Origin of the sequence: Sorangium sp. So ce887 (assembly GCF_051521455.1) — a bacterium.
GTDB lineage: Bacteria > Myxococcota_A > Polyangia > Polyangiales > Polyangiaceae > Sorangium.
This window is the reverse complement of the sequence record NZ_CP150354.1, coordinates 4215244-4232691: the sequence shown is the minus strand read 5'-3', so window position 1 is coordinate 4232691 and position 17448 is coordinate 4215244. Positions and strand designations below refer to the sequence as shown.

Annotated in this window: 13 protein-coding genes; 6 read left to right on the top strand and 7 right to left on the bottom strand. The window is 70.5% G+C overall.

The window, feature by feature from the left end; genetic code table 11:
• Positions 1-308 precede the first annotated feature (308 nt).
• Genes WMF36_RS15715 through WMF36_RS15705 form a run of 3 tightly spaced genes read left to right on the top strand, consistent with a single transcriptional unit; the run spans position 309 to position 3666 of the window.
• Complete coding sequence (locus WMF36_RS15715; protein ID WP_437580416.1) at positions 309-1640, top strand: HD domain-containing protein; 1332 nt, start codon at positions 309-311, stop codon at positions 1638-1640.
• The gene (locus WMF36_RS15710; protein WP_437580415.1) at positions 1640-2368 is read left to right on the top strand and encodes a hypothetical protein; all 729 of its coding nucleotides are present in this window, start codon (positions 1640-1642) and stop codon (positions 2366-2368) included. The genes WMF36_RS15715 and WMF36_RS15710 overlap by 1 nt, the downstream gene beginning before the upstream one ends.
• Positions 2365-3666 carry a DUF4147 domain-containing protein gene (locus tag WMF36_RS15705; RefSeq protein ID WP_437580414.1) on the top strand — a complete coding sequence of 434 codons (1302 nt, stop codon included), beginning with the start codon at positions 2365-2367 and terminating at the stop codon, positions 3664-3666. The genes WMF36_RS15710 and WMF36_RS15705 overlap by 4 nt, the downstream gene beginning before the upstream one ends.
• A 60-nt stretch (positions 3667-3726) precedes the next feature.
• Here WMF36_RS15705 and WMF36_RS15700 read toward each other — a convergent pair whose 3' ends face one another.
• The 4 genes from WMF36_RS15700 to WMF36_RS15685 all read right to left on the bottom strand — a co-directional run bounded on the left by WMF36_RS15700 (position 3727) and on the right by WMF36_RS15685 (position 7022).
• The gene (locus tag WMF36_RS15700; protein ID WP_437580413.1) at positions 3727-4731 is read right to left on the bottom strand and encodes a hypothetical protein; all 1005 of its coding nucleotides are present in this window, start codon (positions 4729-4731) and stop codon (positions 3727-3729) included.
• A 190-nt stretch (positions 4732-4921) separates the two neighbouring features.
• Positions 4922-5503 (bottom strand): ExbD/TolR family protein, encoded by a 582-nt coding sequence (locus WMF36_RS15695; RefSeq protein ID WP_061605612.1) that lies wholly within the window; start codon positions 5501-5503, stop codon positions 4922-4924.
• A 15-nt stretch (positions 5504-5518) separates the two neighbouring features.
• Complete coding sequence (locus WMF36_RS15690) at positions 5519-6088, bottom strand: ExbD/TolR family protein (RefSeq protein WP_437491318.1); 570 nt, start codon at positions 6086-6088, stop codon at positions 5519-5521.
• A 220-nt stretch (positions 6089-6308) separates the two neighbouring features.
• On the bottom strand, positions 6309-7022 hold the full coding sequence (locus WMF36_RS15685; RefSeq protein ID WP_437580412.1) for a MotA/TolQ/ExbB proton channel family protein: 714 nt from the start codon (positions 7020-7022) through the stop codon (positions 6309-6311).
• Between the two features lie 901 nt (positions 7023-7923).
• Here WMF36_RS15685 and WMF36_RS15680 point away from each other — a divergent pair.
• From WMF36_RS15680 to WMF36_RS15670, 3 genes are read left to right on the top strand one after another with little or no spacing between them, the layout of a single operon-like run.
• Positions 7924-8601, top strand: a complete 678-nt coding sequence (locus WMF36_RS15680; protein ID WP_061605615.1) for a MotA/TolQ/ExbB proton channel family protein — start codon at positions 7924-7926, stop codon at positions 8599-8601.
• Positions 8602-8604: 3 nt separating this feature from the next.
• Positions 8605-9168: an ExbD/TolR family protein gene (locus WMF36_RS15675; RefSeq protein ID WP_437491315.1), complete on the top strand. Its 564-nt coding sequence runs from the start codon at positions 8605-8607 to the stop codon at positions 9166-9168.
• Positions 9165-9773 carry an ExbD/TolR family protein gene (locus tag WMF36_RS15670; RefSeq protein ID WP_437491313.1) on the top strand — a complete coding sequence of 203 codons (609 nt, stop codon included), beginning with the start codon at positions 9165-9167 and terminating at the stop codon, positions 9771-9773. The genes WMF36_RS15675 and WMF36_RS15670 overlap by 4 nt, the downstream gene beginning before the upstream one ends.
• Positions 9774-9860: 87 nt before the next feature.
• On the opposite strand, the gene WMF36_RS15665 is transcribed toward WMF36_RS15670, so the two are convergent.
• From WMF36_RS15665 to WMF36_RS15655, 3 genes are all read right to left on the bottom strand, one after another.
• Positions 9861-13190, bottom strand: a complete 3330-nt coding sequence (locus WMF36_RS15665) for an SNF2-related protein (protein ID WP_437580411.1) — start codon at positions 13188-13190, stop codon at positions 9861-9863.
• A 94-nt stretch (positions 13191-13284) separates the two neighbouring features.
• A complete protein-coding gene (locus WMF36_RS15660; protein WP_437580410.1) occupies positions 13285-15501 on the bottom strand; it encodes a sodium-translocating pyrophosphatase in 2217 nt (738 codons plus the stop codon).
• A 164-nt stretch (positions 15502-15665) separates the two neighbouring features.
• On the bottom strand, positions 15666-17201 hold the full coding sequence (locus WMF36_RS15655; RefSeq protein ID WP_437580409.1) for a TolC family protein: 1536 nt from the start codon (positions 17199-17201) through the stop codon (positions 15666-15668).
• Between the last annotated feature and the right edge of the window lie 247 nt (positions 17202-17448).

Below are 17448 nucleotides of genomic sequence, written 5' to 3'. Positions count from 1 at the left end.
CGCCGCGCGCTCCCGACGCCGCGATGTCGCGCGCACGTCCTCGTCGCCGGGGAAGCCGAGGGGCTCGCTGGATCGCTCACGAGGAACGCTCCGCGACGAGCCGCGCTTGCCTTCCCGTAGGCTCGCGTGGGAACGTCGCGCACCTCCTTGATTTCCCGCCCCTGTCCGACGTGCATCCTGCTGTGCTCCACTCCGCACGCCCGGAGCGACGCGTCCTCCTCGCGCACACGCCCGCAGCTGGACGCCATCAGGCAACTCCTGAGTGACCCGACTCCTTTTGCGCCCATGGGGTCACGCGGAGATCCATCTTGATCCTGCGCGACCCGGTCCACGGCCTGATCGAGTTCGAGAGCGGCGAGGCGGCCATCGTTCCGCGCCTGCTCGGCACCCGCGAGGTGCAGCGGCTGCGGCGCATCCGTCAGCTCGGGTTGACGTCACTGGCGTTCCCGGGCGCCGAGCACACCCGCTTCGCGCACGCGCTCGGGGCCGCCCACGTGATGCGCCTCCTCATTGCGAGGCTGCGCCAGATCGACCGCGACCTTCCATTCTGGCAGAGAGTGACCAGCGACCGCGCGCGCGACGCGATCGCCGCAGCGTTCCTGCACGATCTCGGCCATGGCCCACTGTCCCACCTCTTCGAGGAAGCCATGCCGGGCGCGCTCCACCATGAGCGCTGGACCGAGCGCATCCTGCTCGACCCGGCCTCGGACGTGCACCAGGTGCTCGTGCGCCAGGATCCCTACCTGCCGCAGCGGGTCGCCGACCTCATCGGCGGACGACACGAGCTGCCGTATCTCGCCAAAGCGGTGAGCGGGACCTTCGACGTCGATCGCTGCGACTACCTGCTGCGCGACGCACACGCGACAGGCGTCAGGTACGGCGAGTACGACCTGCCGTGGCTGCTGCGCAGCCTCAGGTTCAGCGACGTCCAGGTGGAGATGCCCGGCGGCGGCGCCGCGTCTGCCCCTCCCGCTCCCGCGCTCGCCATCGACGGAACGAAGGGGATGAGCGCGATCGAGTCGTTCCTGCTCGCCCGCTTCTTCATGTTCCAGCAGGTCTATTTCCACAAGACCACGCGGAGCGCAGAGTGGATGATCGGCGCCATCCTCCGGCGCGCCGTCGCCCGCCTCGCCGCCGGCGATCGGATCCCCGAGGTCCCCGCCGCCGTCGAGGCGATGGCCGTCGGCGAGATGCCCACCCTGGAGCAGTACCTGGAGCTCGACGATCAGGTCCTGCTCGGGGCCATCCACGCCTGGGAGGCGGCGTCCGATCCCGTGCTGTCCGATCTCGCCCGCCGCCTGCGCGTGCGTTCGCTCTTCAAGTCGATCGAGCTGTTCCCCGAGCCCGGCGAGACGCCGGCCGGATGCGATGCGCGGCGCACGGCGGCGCTGGAGACCGTGCGCGAGATCGCGCAGGGCGCCGGGCTCGACCCGGAGGTGTACGTCGGCGTCGACATCGCCGAGGACACGCCCTACGCCGAGGACGAGTCGCTCCTGGTCGTTTACCCCAGAGGACGCCCGCGACGCCCCGCCGAGGTGTCCTTCTTGCTGGATCGGCTGCGCAACGAGACCATGACGCGCACCCGGATCCTCTTCGCGCCCGAGCTGCGGGACGCGGTGCGGGAGGCGCTGATACGCTGATGATCACCACGAACAAGCCAGCACGGGGATCGTTCGGGCCCGCGCGCGGGCGTCGCGCCGCCGCCAGGGCGCTCGCCGGCGCCGCGGCGCTCGCGGCGGTCGCGGTGGCGTCCACGGCGCGCGCGGACGGCGACGGCGCGTACGGCCGCCTGGACGGAGATCTCGCTCTGCGCGCGGGCGCGGGCGCCTCGCTCGCGAACGGGGGTCCGGCGCTCTGCGCGCATGGCGCCGCGGCCTACCTCTCGACCGCCGGGCTGTATGCGCACTACACCGACGCGATCGGCACGCAGGGAGCGACCGTCGCGCGCTCGATCGCGGGCGGCGTCTTCATCCAGCCGCTCTTCCTCGGCCGGTACGCGAGCAACCTCGAGCTCGGCACGCCGTGGCTCGACCTGTTCATCGATTCCGTCGCGCTCGGCGTGGGCTCGTTCTGGGAGGCTTCGCCGGGAGCCGGGCTCGCGCCGGAGCCCGGGGTCGAGCTCTCGCTGTCGCTCGACGTGCCGCTCCTGGGCCACGCCACGGGCCCGTTCCTCGGCGTGCGGGGCGCGCTTCGCTGGCGCGGCTCGGAGCTCGCAGGGGACGTGAGCCCGCGCGACGAGCAGCGGGCGCTCGTGTCGGTCACGCTGAGCTGGCACCACGTCGTCTGGGCGCACATCGTCGACGCTGGCGACCGCGCCCCCGCCCAGGTGGCGGCGCGGCGCAGCGAGGCCGGCGCGAGGAGCCGTTGAGCGGCGCGCTCGACGGGCTGCGCGCGGCGCTGGTGTCCGCGTTCCGCGCCGGGCTCGTGGAGCTCGATCCTGCGGGGCTCGTCGAGCGCGCGCTCGACGCCGAGGCAGGAGCGCGCCGCGGCCGCGTGCTCGCGATCGCGGCGGGCAAGGCGGCGCTCGGGATGACCCGGGGCGCGCTCCGCAGCTGGGGCGACCGGATCACCGGCGGGCTCGCCGTCGCCGTCGCGGACGCCGCGACCTCCGCGCGCGATCGGCAGAACACGCCGGCCGATCCCGAGGATGCCGCGCTGCGCCCGCTCCGCGTGATGCGCGCGGCGCACCCGATCCCCGACGCGCGCAGCGTGGAGGCGGCCGAGGCAGCGCTCGCCGCGGTGACCGCGCTCGGACCCGACGATCTCCTGCTCGCCCTCATCTCCGGCGGCGCCTCGGCGCTCCTCGCGGCGCCGCCTGCGGGCGTGTCCCTCGCGGACAAGCAAGCCCTCGTGGCGGCGCTCCTGGAAGGAGGCGCCCCGATCCAGGAGGTCAACCTCGTTCGCCGCCATCTCTCGCGGATCAAGGGCGGGCGGCTCGCGGCGGCGGCGGCTCCGGCGCGCGTCCTGACGCTGATCATGAGCGACGTCGTGGGCGGGCTCCCGCACGACATCAGCTCGGGCCCCACCGTCCCGGACCCGACACACGTCGAGGAGGCGCGAGCCGCGCTCCATCGCCGGGCCCCTCAGCTCGCGCGGCTCGCGCCCGCGTTGAGCGAGTCGCTGAAGCCAGCGGACGCGCGTCGCCTGGAGGCGCGCCTGCTCGCCGATCCGGACAAGCTCGCCGAGCGCGTGGCGGCCGCCCTCGCCGAGAGGACAGGGCTGCGCGCGGTCGCCGCCCCCGCCGAGGAGGGCGACGCGCGCGCGATCGTGGAGCGTCGCCTCGCGCTCGCCCGCACCCTCGCCCCGGGTGACGCGGTCGTGATCCCGTGCGAACCGACGCTGGCGCTGCCCGCCCAGCGCGGCGCCGGCGGCCGCGCGGGGTGGATCGCGCTCGCCGCCATGCGCGGCTTGCCGCCGGACGTCGCGCTCCTCTGCGCGGCCTCCGACGGTGTCGACGGCAGCTCCGGTGCGGCGGGCGCGGTGGTCGCCCGCGCGGCGGCCGCCGCGATGGACGACCTGGGGATCGATGCCGCGCTCGCGGGCTTCGACGACGCCGCCGCGCACCGCGCCCTCGGCACGCGCGTCGAGACCGGGCCGACAGGCCACAACCTCACGGACCTGCACATCGTCGCGCGGGACGTCACGCTCCGCGCGCGCGCGCGCTGATCTTGCAGCGCGCGCTGCCCCGCGGCGCGCGCGCCGCTCACCGCGCTTCCCGGCGCGGCCTCACTGCGGCTCGGCGACGGCCCCGGTCGTGTCGCCCATCGCCTCGCGCACGGCGAGGGCCAGCGCGCAGCTGTTCGCCTGCCGCTGTCGCGCCTCGAGCGCGCTCCCCTCGACGGACGGCGTTCCGCCGATGAGATGGCCGCTCGCCTCGCGGCGCACCCGCAGGATGGGCTTGCCGTCCGACAGCCGCCACACCCCGACCCGCGCCATGTGCGGCACCCCGAGCAACGCCTCGGTGCTCGTCGCGCCCTCGGCCGGCTCGTCGAGGACGAGGAGGTAGTACTGCGCCCGTGTCAGGAGCTCCGCCGCGAGCGGCACGTCGTCGCGCATCGTGTCCTCGAAGCTCGACTCCAGGAGCCGCAGCCGCAGCTCGTTCGAGGCGTCCTGCGCGTCGCGCACCCACTCGTCGGAGAGGACATGCATCGTCCGGTAGGCGACGCGCAGGTTGAACGGCTGCGCGGGACGCGAGCAGCGCTCGGCCTCGTTGCAGTACTCGCCCGCAGGGCAATCCCGCGTGCGCTTGCACTCCGCGCCCGCCAGCGGGTTCGGGTTCGGGACCCGCAGGAGGCACGCGGTGAACGCGTCGCGGAGCGACTGCTGCGCGTTCTTGCGGATGGCGTCGACGCTCGTCGCCTCGTCCACCCGAAGGCGCAGGTAAATGCCCGCAAGCTCACGGAAATTCCACGCCTTGAGCGCCTCCCGGTCCACGACCTCGGCCCCCGCGCTCCGCGACAGATCGAGGGTCCAGCCCTCCACGCGCTCGCGCATCGGGAACCAGCGCGGGCCGAGCTCGACGGCGACGGCGCGCTGGTTCGCCATCAGCTTCTGGCGCGCGCTCTCGATCTGCCCCTGGGACCATTTCCAGTGGAGGATCGCCGAGACCGCGAGGACGAGAGCCGTGTAACCCCAGAACTTCGCCGGGGGCCAGCGCATCTTCGAGCGCGCTTCCCGCGCCTTGTAGACCGAAGGCAAGCCGCGTTCGCGGGGCGGCTGTTCAGAGGACATAGGAGAGGCTCCACGCAGGAGGCACCGACCCGATCACGCGCGCAGAACGACCTCCTCCACACGAGCTGCGCGGAGGGGAAGGCTGCGCCGATCGCGCCGCTGGTGCCACCACGTCCGAGGGTGACCGGGGCCGCCGGGCATCGCCCAGCGCGCCCCTTTCTTCTCTGCTTGATAGGTCAAGAAGCGAGGATCACTGCGACTTCGGGAGCTTGCCGACCATGAAGCTGACGTTCGGGTAACCGGCGAACGCCGCGGTCTGGAACACGCTCTTCACGACCAGCGCGGGCACGTTCTGATCGACCTGGAGGATGCACACGCCCGGGAACGGCTTGTTCGGCTGCACCTGCTTCCACAGCTCGCGCTTGTTCTTGAGCAGGTTGAAGAGCTCGTCGATCTTCTGGAGACGCCCGAGCTCCTCGATCGCGCGGGTCGACCCGGCCAGGGCGCCGTCGACGAGGATCTGGTTGCCGTTCACCGCGACCATCGGCGCGTCGATGATGTCATCGACGTTCTCCGCCTTCGGGAGCTTGACGTTCTTGTCGACGGCGATCTCACCTGACGCCGAGAAGGACATCAGGAGGAAGATCACGGTCACGATGAGGAAGTCGATGAAGCTCACGAGATTGAGCCCCGCGTTCGGGCTGCGTGCGCCGTGCCCGGACACCTTGTTCCACACGAACCGGAGCGGCACCCCCTTCATCAGCCGGCGGCCCGGCTGATGGATCACGTGGGCGTGGGGGTTCTTGTGGTGCTTCGGATTGAACCTATCCATGTGCGCGCTCCTGCCTCAGCGGACCGAGAACGTCATGTTGAACACGGGGACCTGCTTGTTCCCGTCCGGCAGCCTCATCTCGCGCTTCGGCGAGTAGAGCGCGTCGAGCACCGCGACGATCTCCTTGAAGGGCGTGCGGTTGTCGGTATGGAGGATGGCCTGGTCGACCTTCTTGTCGCTCGGATCCCGGTGGCCGCCGTGCGTCTTCCACTCCTCCTCGATCCGCTTCGCCAGCTCCGGGTAGCGGATGATCTTCGAGGACGCGTCGCCGAGCTCGACGGGCGACTTGTTGACCTTGACCTCGTTGACCACCGTCGCGCCCTGCTTCCACACGAGCCCGAACTCGCTCTCGCCGATGTGCAGGTTCAGCACCTTCTCCGGCGTCTGCGGGGTGAGCTCCTTGTTGGGGTCCGGCGGACCGGGGACCTGGGCGTCCGCGTTCATGCGCGAGTTGGTGACCCAGACCGCCGTGATCAACAGGAATGCAATCGTGACCATCAGCAGATCGATGAACGGGATCATGTTGATATCCGAGTTCGTCGCCCGCTTTTTGCCGCCGCCGTCGCCGACGTCTACGCCGCCCATATTGCCTTCCCAACGTGAGCCTGGGCTCACCTATCCAAGTTGTTGCGGGAACGCCCTGCCCGCAGCTCGCGGAGGGCCACCATGCTGGGTCTGACTTCGTCGCGCTGCTGAAGTTCCCGGGGCCCCGGCGGCGCAAGCCGTCCGGGGCTTCGAGGCACGGGAGCGGGCCCAGGTGGAAGCGCGCGGGAGGCGCTCGACGACCCGGGCCCGCCGAGGACCATCAGGCAGCCGCCTGACCGACTGCAGCGACATTCACCTTCTGACGGTTCGAGACGACGAGGTTGAGGATCTGCACCGATGCCTCGTTGATGTCGTCCTCGATGTGCTGCGTCTTGCCGTTCAGCACGGCGAAGCCGATAAGGCCGATGATCGCCACGCCGAGGCCGAAGGCGGTGCAGTTCATGGCCTCGGAGATCCCGAGGGCGAGCACGCGAGCCTTCTGGCTCGGATCGACCGACTCGCCGCCGACGGAGCCGAAGGACTTGATGAGACCCGTCACGGTCCCGAGCAGACCGGAGAGCATCGCGAGGTTCGCGAGCAGCGCGAGGTACGAGGTGCGCGCCGAGATCTTCGGCAGCTCACGGAGAGCCGCCTCGTCCATCGCCGCCTGGACCTCCTCATCAGGGCGGTTCACCTTGACAAGGCCGGCCTGGACGATCCGGGCGAGCGGGGCGTTCGCCGCGGAACACATTTTCACAGCCTTGGCGACATCACCCGCCAGGATGCATTTCTGCATGGTGGCGAGGAAGACATCCTTGTTGATGGACGAGCCGAACAGGTAGAGGGCGCGCTCAACAATGATGCCGATCGTGAGGATCGACCAGAAAAGGATGGGCCACATACCCCATCCACCCTCTTTGAAAGCTTCATACGCTCCGTGCATTGCTTCTGTCCTCCAGTTCGCCTCGCGTCCCCGGGATGAGGTTTCGCGCAACTCGATCGGTTCCCTTTGTCAGACTCGTGTTGCCGAGGGGCGGCAGTCTTTCACTCACACGTAAGAACGGATGAGAGGCCTATTTCGCTCGGCGGCGCTGGCCGTGGACGGCGTGCTCCTGTCGCTCTCTGGCGAGATGCCCACGGGACGCTAGCCGAGCGGCGCTGACCTCTGCAAGAGTCCTGATCGTCTCTACCTGGCCCCGGCGCCCGGCGCCGTCCCAGCTCTCTCACCTGTCGTCCAAGACTGACTTCGCGTCGTCACCCCCGGGGCCCGTGATGGCTCTGGGCGCGGCTCCCCGTCACCGCAGAGCGTGCCGCCTTCTGGCCGAGCTACGCCGATGCGCTCGGGGGACTCGCGCATCTTCGCGATTGAGACCCGGCGCCGTCAAGAGAGATTTGGCCACACGTGAGCGCTCTGATACGGGCAAAACTTTACAACAATCGCAGGGTTATGTAACGTTCCGCCGGGCGCACCGCGCGCAGGCCGGCAGCCCATCCCGCGAAACCTCGGGAGACGCGGCGCCGGCGCGACGTCCGCCGGCGCGACAGCGCACCGCGGCAGTGCGAGCGACATTACGCCGGAGGGAGCGCAGTGATTCAGCAGGCAAGCGGACGCGGGAACGGCGGAGCACGGCGGCCTGGTCGGGCGCCGTCGACCGGAGCGATTCAGGGGGCTCCGTACCCCTCCGGCGTCGGCCCCTCCGGCGCTGCCTCTCCGTGCCCCGTGGGCGCTCACCGCGAGAGGCACGCTGATTCTGCGGGGATTTTCGCCGATCCAGGCCTCTCGCCGCGCGGCGTGGCCGCATCGCCGAGCTTGCGCACGGGATCGGGCGGCAGTTATAGTCGCCGCGCCTAGAGATTGTCGGGCTTCTGACGACGCTGAGAAAGGGACTTCGAGGATGCGTCATCTGCTGATGTTGGCGGCCGAGGGTGGTGGCGAAGGTGGGATGTGGGAGGCCATCAAGCACAATCCGACCTTCCTGATCGCGAACCTGGTCGTCTCGGCGGTCGTGGTGACGATCATCATCGAGCGGACCGCGTTCCAGCTGGGACGCTACCGCGTGAACTCCAAGGAGTTCTTTGCGCAGGTCAAGAAGCTGGTGGCGGCCGGCAACATCGACCGCGCCATCAAGCTGTGCGACGCGAGCGATTACCCGATCCTGCAGCTCGTGAAGGCCGGCCTGACCCACGCGAACAAGGGCGCGGACGAGATCGACGCCGCCCTCAGCGAGAAGCTGTCCGAGCTCAAGCCCGCCGTGGAGAAGCGGGTCGGCGCCCTCTGGTCGCTCGCGAACATCGCGACGCTGATCGGCCTCATCGGGACGGTCTCTGGCCTGATCAACACGTTCGCCTCCATCGCCGCCCAGGGCCTCTCGCAGGCCGACAAGCAGCGGATGCTCTCGAACGGCATCGCGGAGGCCATGTACAACACGGCGTTCGGCCTCGCCATCGCCGTCGTGTGCATGATCGCGCACGTCCTCCTCCACACCCGCTCCAAGAACATCCAGCACGATCTGGAGGCGACGACGGAGCGCGTCTTCAACCTGCTCACGATCAGCAGCAAGCCTGGCTACTAGCCCATGGCGGACCCGCAAGACGTCCCGCTCAGCTCGGCGCAGCGATCGAAGATCCGGCGCCTATCGCAGCCCAAGGAGCCCGACGCCGGGGAGGAGGCCGGCGAGCTCAACGTCGTTCCGTACCTCGACATCATCATGAACATCCTCATCTTCGTGCTCGCCAGCGTCTCGGTGACATTCGTGTCGTCGATCGACACGACGCCGCCATCCATCGGCGGGGGCAAGGTGCGCAGCGAGCTCTCCAGCAAGGCGTTGAACCTGTCCGCGTTCATCACAAGCCAGGGGATCTCGCTGAAGACGTCGAGCGGCAACATCGCGACCGGCTGCCAGGACGTCGGCAGCGGGGTCACGGTGCCGAAGACGAACGACAGCTACGACTATACCGCCCTCATGGCGTGCGCGAAGCGCCTCAAGAACGCCCGCCCCGAGTTCAAAGAGGAGACGCAGGTGACGATCACGGCGAACCCGGGCATCGACTACAAGACGATCATCGACGTGATGGACGCGCTGCGAAGCGACGACGGGGAGGTGCTGTTCCCGGAGGTCCACTTCGGAGTCGCCCGATGAGCGCCGAGCTGCCCCCTCCGCCGCGGCCGAAGGCGAGCGTCGTCCGCTACAAAGCGGCCCTCCGGAAGGCGATCCGCAGGAACCGGCGGGAGCCGGAGATCGACTTCCTGAACATCACGGCGATGCTCGATCTGATGACGATCATCCTCGTCTTCTTGCTGAAGAGCGTGGGATCGTCGGCGGCATCCATCCCGCAGTCGAAGGATCTCACCCTGCCGAAGTCGGTGATGCAGTCCGAGCCCTCGCAGGAGGGCGTGGTCGTCATCGTCTCGAAGTCGCAGATCCTGGTCGGCGAGGATCCGACCCCGATCGTCGTGCTGCCCAACCGCGAGCAGCTCGCCCAGTCCGGCGTCGACGCGAAGTACAAGCGCAGCGGGCCGAACGATCTCTACGTCGTGCCGCTCGCGAACGCCCTCTCCCATGCGCGCGAGACGGACAAGGCCATCCGCGCCGCGAAGGGGCTCGACCCGTCGTCGTCCGAGGCGGTCATCGTGGCTGACGCGACCACGCCGTACCGCCTGCTGATCGAGGTCCTGTTCACCCTCGGGCAGAGCGAATTCGGCAAGTACCACCTGATGGTTCTGAGCGGCGGTAGCAAGCAGTAACCGCCTCCGGCCCTGCCGGCCGCCCCCGCAGCCGACCTCCCCGCAACCGCGAGCGGCGCGCTCCCCCCGGCGCGCGCCGTCGTCCGCTCAGTCCACCGCGAACAGCTCTTCCAGATCGGCCTTGGTGAGCTTCTTGGCGCCGCCTGCGTCCTCGCTGAGGACGGAGGAGACGAGCTGGCGCTTCTTGTCCTTGAGCAGCAGGATCTTCTCCTCGATCGTGCCCGCGGCGATGAGCCGGTAAGCGGTGACCACCTTCGTCTGTCCGATGCGGTGGGCACGGTCGGTGGCCTGCTGCTCGACGGCCGGGTTCCACCACGGATCGAAGTGGATCACCGTGTCGGCCGCGGTGAGGTTCAGGCCGGTGCCGCCTGCCTTGAGGCTGATGAGGAAGACCGGAACGCTCGGATCGCCCTGGAAGCGATCGACGCGCTGCGGCCGGTCCTTCGTGGAGCCGTCGAGGTACTCGTACGCGACGCCATCCTCCTTCATCGCCTTCTCGATGAGCTTCAGCATCATCACGAACTGGCTGAAGACGAGCACCTTGTGCCCGCCCTCGACGGCGTTCGCGATGAGCTCGCGGACCGCGATGAGCTTGCCCGAGTCGTCGTCGCCGAACTCGCGCGGCAAGCCGAGCAGGCGCGGGTCGCAGGCCGCCTGCCGCAGGCGGGTGAGGCCCGCGAGGATCTGCAGCTGGCTCTTCGCGAGACCGACGCGCTCCACCTCGCCGAGGACCTGCGCCCGGACCTCGCGCGCGACCTGCATGTAGAGCGCCCGCTGCTCGCCGGTGAGATCGCAGATCTGGTCCATCTCGATCTTCTCCGGCAGGTCCTTGGCGACCTCCTGCTTCGTGCGGCGCAGGATGAACGGGTGGATCGCGGCGCGGAGCCGCTGCGCGGTCTTGTAGTCGCCCGCCTCGATCGGCCGCGAGAAGCGCGCCTCGAACTTGTCGAGCGAGCCGAGCAGGCCCGGCGAGACGAAGTCGAAGATCGACCAGATCTCCGACAGCCGGTTCTCGATGGGCGTGCCCGTAAGAGCGAGCCGGCGCTTCGCGCGGAGCCGCTTGGCCGCGGCGGCGGTGGCGCTCATCGGGTTCTTGATGTGCTGCGCCTCGTCGAGGATGGCGTAGGTCAGATCGAGCTGCGCGAGGAAGTCCTCGTCGCGGCGGAGGAGCGCATAGCTCGTGATCACGACCTCGGCGGCCTTCACCTCGTCGATCTGGTCCTTGCGATCCGCGCCGTGCCAGAGGGCCACCGAGAGCGAGGGCGAGAACCGGGCGAGCTCGCGCTCCCAGTTCGTGACGACGCTCGTCGGGGCGACGATCAGCGCGCGCATGTGCTTCTCCTCCTGCTTGACGGCGAGGAGGAGGGCGATCGTCTGGACCGTCTTGCCGAGACCCATGTCGTCGGCGAGCACGCCGCCCGAGCCGATGTCATGGATGAACTTGAGCCATGACAGGCCGGCCTCCTGATAGGGACGGAGCGTCGCCTTCAGGTTCCGGGGCCGCTTGGTGCTGCCGATCTCGTCGATGTTGCTGAGCTTGTGGAAGAGCTCGCGCGCGGAGGCGGTCACGTTCGAGCCGCTCGCGTGCTGGATCAGCTCGTGCACTCGCCCGGCCTGCGCGAGCGGCAGCCGGCCGTTCTTGCCGGCCGCCATCATCAGCTCGACCTCGCGATCGAGCATCGCGCGCACGGCGTCAGGGTCGAACGCGGCGAACGAACCGTCCTCGAGGCGGACGTAACGCTTGCCCTCGGCGAGACAGCGGCGCAGCTCGTCGCGATCGACGCCCACGCCCTCGCTCTCGAAGCTGAGCTTGACGTTCAGCCAGTCCATCCCCGAGGTAACCTTGGCGAACACGCCGATCGGCCTGCCGCGCACCTGGGTGTCGACGAGATCCTCCGGGACGAAGAGGTCCCAGTCGTCGGGGAGCTCGGCGAGCCCCTCGGTCCAGAACGTGAGCGCCTGATCGCCGTTCGCGATGAAGCCCTGGCCGGTCTCGTCCGGCTTGAGCCCGAGGGCGAGCAGCTTGCTCGCCGCGTCCTGCTGCGCGGCGATGTCGACGCGGATGCAGCGGGCGCGCTTCATCCCCTCCTCGGGCGGCTGCACGAGGATCGGAGGCGACATGCCGTCGGCGCGCACGGCGACCTCCGCGTCGCCGTACGCGGCGAACAGCGTGACGCGGGCCTCGATGAGCGAGCCGCCCGCGCGCATGCGGAACGTGGGAAGGAGGTCGACGACCTCGGCGATCTGGTTCAGGTCGGGCAGCTCGGCGCCGACCTCGAGCGCGATCTTGGGCAGCCCCTGCATGATGATGCGGGGCAGCTCGCTCATCGGCTCGCCAATGGTGGGCGAGCGGAGCAGGCGGCGCATCGCCGCCGGGGAGACGCGCTTGTCGACGCGGCGCGCGAGCCCCTCCTGCGTGTCGATGTGCCAGCCCGGCCAGCCCTCGAACCACCCGCCTTGCAAGAGCGAGAAGCGGCGCTTGTCGTTCCCCCGCTCGAAGCTCGCCTTGACGATGATGGTGTCGCCGCCGACGGTCTCGAGGTCGAAGCGCGGCCGCAGGCTGTCCTCGCCGAAGCGGAGCTGCATCAGCGCCGGCTCGAGGAGCACGCGCTGGCCTTCCAGCAGCGGGAGCAGCTCGGCCACATCCTCGCCGCGAATATCGACGGCCGGGTGGCGCGGGTTGCCGCTCTCGAACCGGGCAAGCAGCCGGAGCGCGTCCCGGTCGGGCGTCGGATAGAGCGCCTGCCAGGCGAGCGCCGCGGAGGGGAGCACCGGGACGCGCGCCTCGGCGTCGAGGACGGTGACGGTCAGCGCCCCCTGCCGGACGTGGAGGCGGAACTCCACGCGCCGGGCTCCGCTGACCCCTTCGGGCGGGAGCCAGGCGCCGATCCCGGTCTGCTTGGCCGTGGCGTCCAGGATCGGCGCCGTGAAGGCGACGCCGGAGCCCGGCGGCCCGTGGGTGCCGACGACGGTCGGGACCGGCACCGACGGCGTGATCGCCAGCCGCCCGCGGCGGTCACGCCGGCGCACGCGCTTCAGGGCGTCACCGCCGGCGTGGGCGGTCTGCGGGACGAGCGCCGGGCTCGGCGGCTCGCGCCGGGGCTGCGCGCCTCGAGCCTGGTCGCGGATGCTGATGAGCAGCGCCGCGACATGCTTGCAATGCTGTCCAGCCTTCTGGAAGGCCGGACAGGAGCACTGCGACTGGATTCCATCGGGCGAAAGCTCGACCTTGACCGGATACGGCTCGGAGTCGGCGGCGCGGACGGTGCCGCTCGCCATCGTCTCGTTGATGGAGATGTCATCGACGACGCGGCGGCGGAAGTACTCCAGCCCGCGGAGAAAAGTGCGGGCGCCAAGGAGCCTTCGCAGGCCACGATCGCTGAGGGTGGAGAGTGCGTCGGAGATCGGAGGCGGCACGTCGTGGGCTCGGGATACGGGTGCGGCGGCAATTCGCCGGGATGGATCGGGTGGACGGGAGCCGTGGCGGATCCCGCTGGAGGAAGAACCGTCATCAGATGAAGAACGGCAAGAACACGAGGGTCACGGCGGGGAGCATCTTGATGAGCACGTGGATCGCAGGGCCGGCCGCATCCTTGAGAGGATCGCCGATCGTGTCGCCCACGACAGCGGCGCCGTAGGTGGGGTTGTCCGCCCGCGCCCCCGTCTCGTCGACGAGGTAGCGCCCCCCGTGTGCGCCGGTAGCGATGTACTGCCTCGCATTGTCCCAGATCGCCCCGGTATTCCCCAAGAAGAGCGACCCGAGGACGCCTGCGACCGTCGCGGCCATGAGCAAGGCCGCGACTGAATCCGCCGCGACCAGAGGATTATCCTCCGTCCTTGCAAAGCGCAAGGCAAGTCCCACGACGACGGGGACCGCCACCGAGACGAGGGCCGGCGCGATCATATGGCGCAGCGCCGCCCGAGAGACCATCTCGACGCAGGGCTCGTGATCGCCGACGAAGCTCGGCGGCCGGGCCCGGGTCTGACGCCTCACCTCGTCAAGGACGCGGCGGCCGGCCTGGAGCACATTGCGGATGCAGCGGCCGGCCAGCCAGAAGACCAGGAGGATCCCGACCAGCGCGCCGAGGTAGACCTCGGGCCGGTCGAGGCGCACGACCATCGCGGTCGTCTCGCCGCTGCTCGACGCGCTCAACGTCAGCGCACGCCGCCGGGACTCGTCGAGGTAGCCAGCGACGAGCAGCAGCGAGGCGAGCGCGGCCACCCCGGCCGTGTACGCCTTCGTGAGCGCCTTGGTCGTGTTGCCGACCGCGTCCAGGACGAGGGTGCGTCCGCGCACGTCCGGCCGCTCGCGGGCGACCGTCAGGGCGACGATGCCGCCCGCGTTGTCCACGATGGGGCCGAACGCATCCATGGCGAGGACGTAGCCCGCCGTGCCCAGCATCCCCATCGTGGCGACCGCGGTCCCGAACAGGCCGCCCCAGGCGAGCCCGGAGCGGGCGCCGAGCAGGTAGGAGCCGAAGGTCGCGCCGACGACGACGAGGAGCGGGAGCACCGAGCTCTCGAGGCCGATGGCGAGCCCGCGCAGCACCGCCATCGCGGAGCCGCTGCGGGCCGCCTCGGCGAGCTCGCGCACCGGGCGGTGCCGCTGCTCGGTGTAGTACTGCGTCACGTGCAGCACGCCGATGCCCGTGACGATGCCGATGACGCCGCACGCGAAGAAGACCACCCAGTGGGCGCCGAGCAGCCACTTGGCGGCCCCGGCGATGCCGACGGCGTGCAGGATGGCCGTGACGTAGAGCCCCCGCAGGAGGGCGTTGAAGGCATCCTCGCGGTCGTCGGTCTTGACGACCATCACGCCGAAGAGCGTCGCGATGAGGCCGAACGCGCGGCTGACCAGCGGGAAGAGCACGACGGCGAGGGCGCTCGGGAGCCCGGCGTTGCTGCGGAAGAGCATGGCTCCGACCACCATGGCGCCCGCGTTCTCGGCGACCGTCGAGGCAAAGACGCCCGCCGCGCGCCCGGCGCAGTCTCCGACGGTGTCGCCGGCCAGGTCGACGATCGTGGCCGGGTTCTGCAGGTCGTCCTCGTCGAGGCCGACCTCCGCGCCCGCGAGATCGGCGCCGAGGTCGGCCGCCTTGGCGAAGGTGCCGCCGCCGAGCTGCGCCATCAGGGCGGCGAAGGAGGCGCCGAGGGGGTAGCCGGCGATGACCCAGGGGATGGTCGGCGCGAGCGCGAGCGCCTCGGCCGGCTCGGACCCGAAGCCGCCGCGGAACGCGAGGACCGCGGCGAACAGGCCGCCGAGGCCGAGCAGGCTCATGCTGACGACGAAGAGCCCCGACACGGCCCCCCCGCGGAGGGCGATCTGCAGGGCGAGGTCGAGCGAGCGGCGGGCGCCGCTCGCCGCGCGCACGCTGGTGCGGGGCGCGATCCAGGTGGCGACGCGGCCCGCAGCGACCGCGCTGGCCGCGCCGACCGCGAAGGAGAGCGTCAGCCAGACGCCGAGCTCCAGCGCCGGGACCGGGTTATTCTCCCCGGCGCGCCGGAGGAGGCCGTACGCGAGGAAAATGGCGCCGCCGAGCATCGCGGAGACCGCGCCGATCACGCTGCTCTGACGGCGAAAGTACGCCTCGGCGACCCCCTGGATGATCGCGGCCACCCGCTGCATCTCGGGCTCGACCGCGGGGCGCGCGACGACCCAGCGAGCGAGGTAGACCGCAAAGGCGAGCCCGATCAGGCCGCCGCTGAGGATGAGCGCAAGCTCCGTCATGACGGGCGGACCGGGCGCGCACCGTGGACGCGCTACCTCGGCCGGTGAGGGATAGTGCGGGCGGTGCCCGCGGAAGCGCCGCAGGAACCCACGCTGCAGCGGCGCACGCCTTCCCTACTCCGGCCAGGTGGGCCGTGCAAGCGAAGACGACGCGCGCAGCTCGGTCATTTCACGTCATTCGCGTCATTCGCGTCGCGTCCGACCACGTGGTCCAGGCGGGTCTTCGCGGCGAGCGCGCCGACGCGCGCGTTGAGCTGCTGCAGCCGCGCGCGCGTGACCTCGGTCTCCGCGTCGACCACGTCGACGCTCGTGGCCCGCCCCGCCCGGAACAGCTCGGACCTGACGCGCATCGACTCCGTGGCCGCCGCGAGCTGGCGCTCGGCGGACTCGATGCTGCTCGCGGCCTTGCTCAGATCGGCGTACGCCGACACCACCTCGGTCCGGAGGGCGTCGCGCAGCACGGCCTTCTGCTCGGCGACCTGCGTGGTGCGGGCGTTCGCCTCGGCGGAGGCGGCCGCGGTGGTGAAGACGTCGTTGAGCACCCAGGTGGCGCGGACGCCGGCGGCCCACGTCATGTCGAACTGGTTCTGCGACGGAAAGACGCGCTGGTTGGGGTTCGCGTAGGTGAGGTCGGCGAACGCGTCCACGCGCGGGAAATAGCCGGCCCGCGTGACCGCCTCGGCCTTCTCGAGCGAGTACTGCGTCTCGTCGAGGGCGCGGATCTCGAGGCGCTTCTGGAGCGCCTCCTGGAACAGCGCCGGGAGCGCCTCGGGGGGCGGCTTCGCGGGCGCGCTGCCCATCACGTCGATCCCCAGGGCGAGCGGCCTGTCCTGCGCCGCCCCGAGCGCGATCCGGATCTGGTCGTCCGCGACCAGGAGCGCGGCCTCGGCCTCGATGAGCACCTGCTCCGCGCCGGCCACCTGGGCTTCGAGCCGGAGCACGTCGGCGCGCGAGAGCAGCCCCACCTCGAAGGTGCGGCGCGCGTCATCGACGTGGGCTCTGGCCTGAGCCACCGCCTCGCCTGCGACGACGACCTGGCCCTTCACGCGGACCCAGTTGAAGAACGCGAGCTTCGCGTCGGCCGCGGCCTGCAGCGTCTCCGCCTGCAGCTCGAGCTTCTTCGCGCTCTCCGCGTGCGAAGCCGATGCATACCCCTGCGAGAGGCGGAGCACGTAATCCGAGATGGGCACGGCGAGGTTGGCCGTGAGCGCGTACGTGTTCACCGCGTTGTAGGGTTCGATAGCAGGCTGTCCGCCCGGCCCCGGAATGCTCGCGAACAGGTCGGCGAGCGGGTTCTCGACCTCGGACAGCCGGGTGTACGTCGCCGTTACCGTGACCCGCGGAAAGAAATTGACCATCGCCTGGTCAACCTTGGCCGATGCCGCGCGGAGGTCGGCCTGCTTGGCGCGGAGCGACGCGCGCGTCCGCAGCGCGGCCTTCGCGACGTCGTCCGGCGTCAGCCCTCCTGGCTGGGGCGCGAGCGCGGTGGCGAGCGGATCGGCCTTCGGCGCCGCCGGCTGGGCCGCAGCGACGGGAGCCTGCAGGGGCTGCGGCTTCCCCGGGGCGGGAGGCGCCGGCGCGGGCTGCGGGGCGGCCGGCTGCGCCGCGACCGGCGGTGCGATGAGCCCGAGGGCGAGCAGCCCGGCGAGCGTCGAAGCGAGCGAGAGGCTGCGTCGAGACGAGGATGCGGTGCTTTTCATGACCGGTCGGTCACTTATGGGCGGTGAAAGCACCCGTCAAGATCGCAGGCGATCCCGCGCTATCGCGCCTCGGCGATCGCTCGTTCCACCGTCCCACGAACGTGACCGCGCAGCCTGCGCTCTCGTCCCACGACGTCCGTGGCGGCGCAGGCGCACATGAACCCGTGATGGCGCCCCGCACTGTCCAAGACCGCGCTGGCACCGTGGTCTGACGTGATCGTCATGCCGTGCCGCAATGGGCCAGGAC

What these genes read in the sequence shown, in the direction of transcription:
- WMF36_RS15710 (WP_437580415.1), top strand. Translation starts at nt 1,640, where the DNA reads ATGATCACCACGAACAAGCCAGCACGGGGATCGTTCGGGCCCGCGCGC.
- WMF36_RS15700 (WP_437580413.1), bottom strand. Translation starts at nt 4,731, where the DNA reads ATGTCCTCTGAACAGCCGCCCCGCGAACGCGGCTTGCCTTCGGTCTAC.
- WMF36_RS15695 (WP_061605612.1), bottom strand. Translation starts at nt 5,503, where the DNA reads ATGGATAGGTTCAATCCGAAGCACCACAAGAACCCCCACGCCCACGTG.
- WMF36_RS15690 (WP_437491318.1), bottom strand. Translation starts at nt 6,088, where the DNA reads ATGGGCGGCGTAGACGTCGGCGACGGCGGCGGCAAAAAGCGGGCGACG.
- WMF36_RS15680 (WP_061605615.1), top strand. Translation starts at nt 7,924, where the DNA reads ATGCGTCATCTGCTGATGTTGGCGGCCGAGGGTGGTGGCGAAGGTGGG.
- WMF36_RS15675 (WP_437491315.1), top strand. Translation starts at nt 8,605, where the DNA reads ATGGCGGACCCGCAAGACGTCCCGCTCAGCTCGGCGCAGCGATCGAAG.
- WMF36_RS15670 (WP_437491313.1), top strand. Translation starts at nt 9,165, where the DNA reads ATGAGCGCCGAGCTGCCCCCTCCGCCGCGGCCGAAGGCGAGCGTCGTC.
- WMF36_RS15660 (WP_437580410.1), bottom strand. Translation starts at nt 15,501, where the DNA reads ATGACGGAGCTTGCGCTCATCCTCAGCGGCGGCCTGATCGGGCTCGCC.
- WMF36_RS15655 (WP_437580409.1), bottom strand. Translation starts at nt 17,201, where the DNA reads ATGAAAAGCACCGCATCCTCGTCTCGACGCAGCCTCTCGCTCGCTTCG.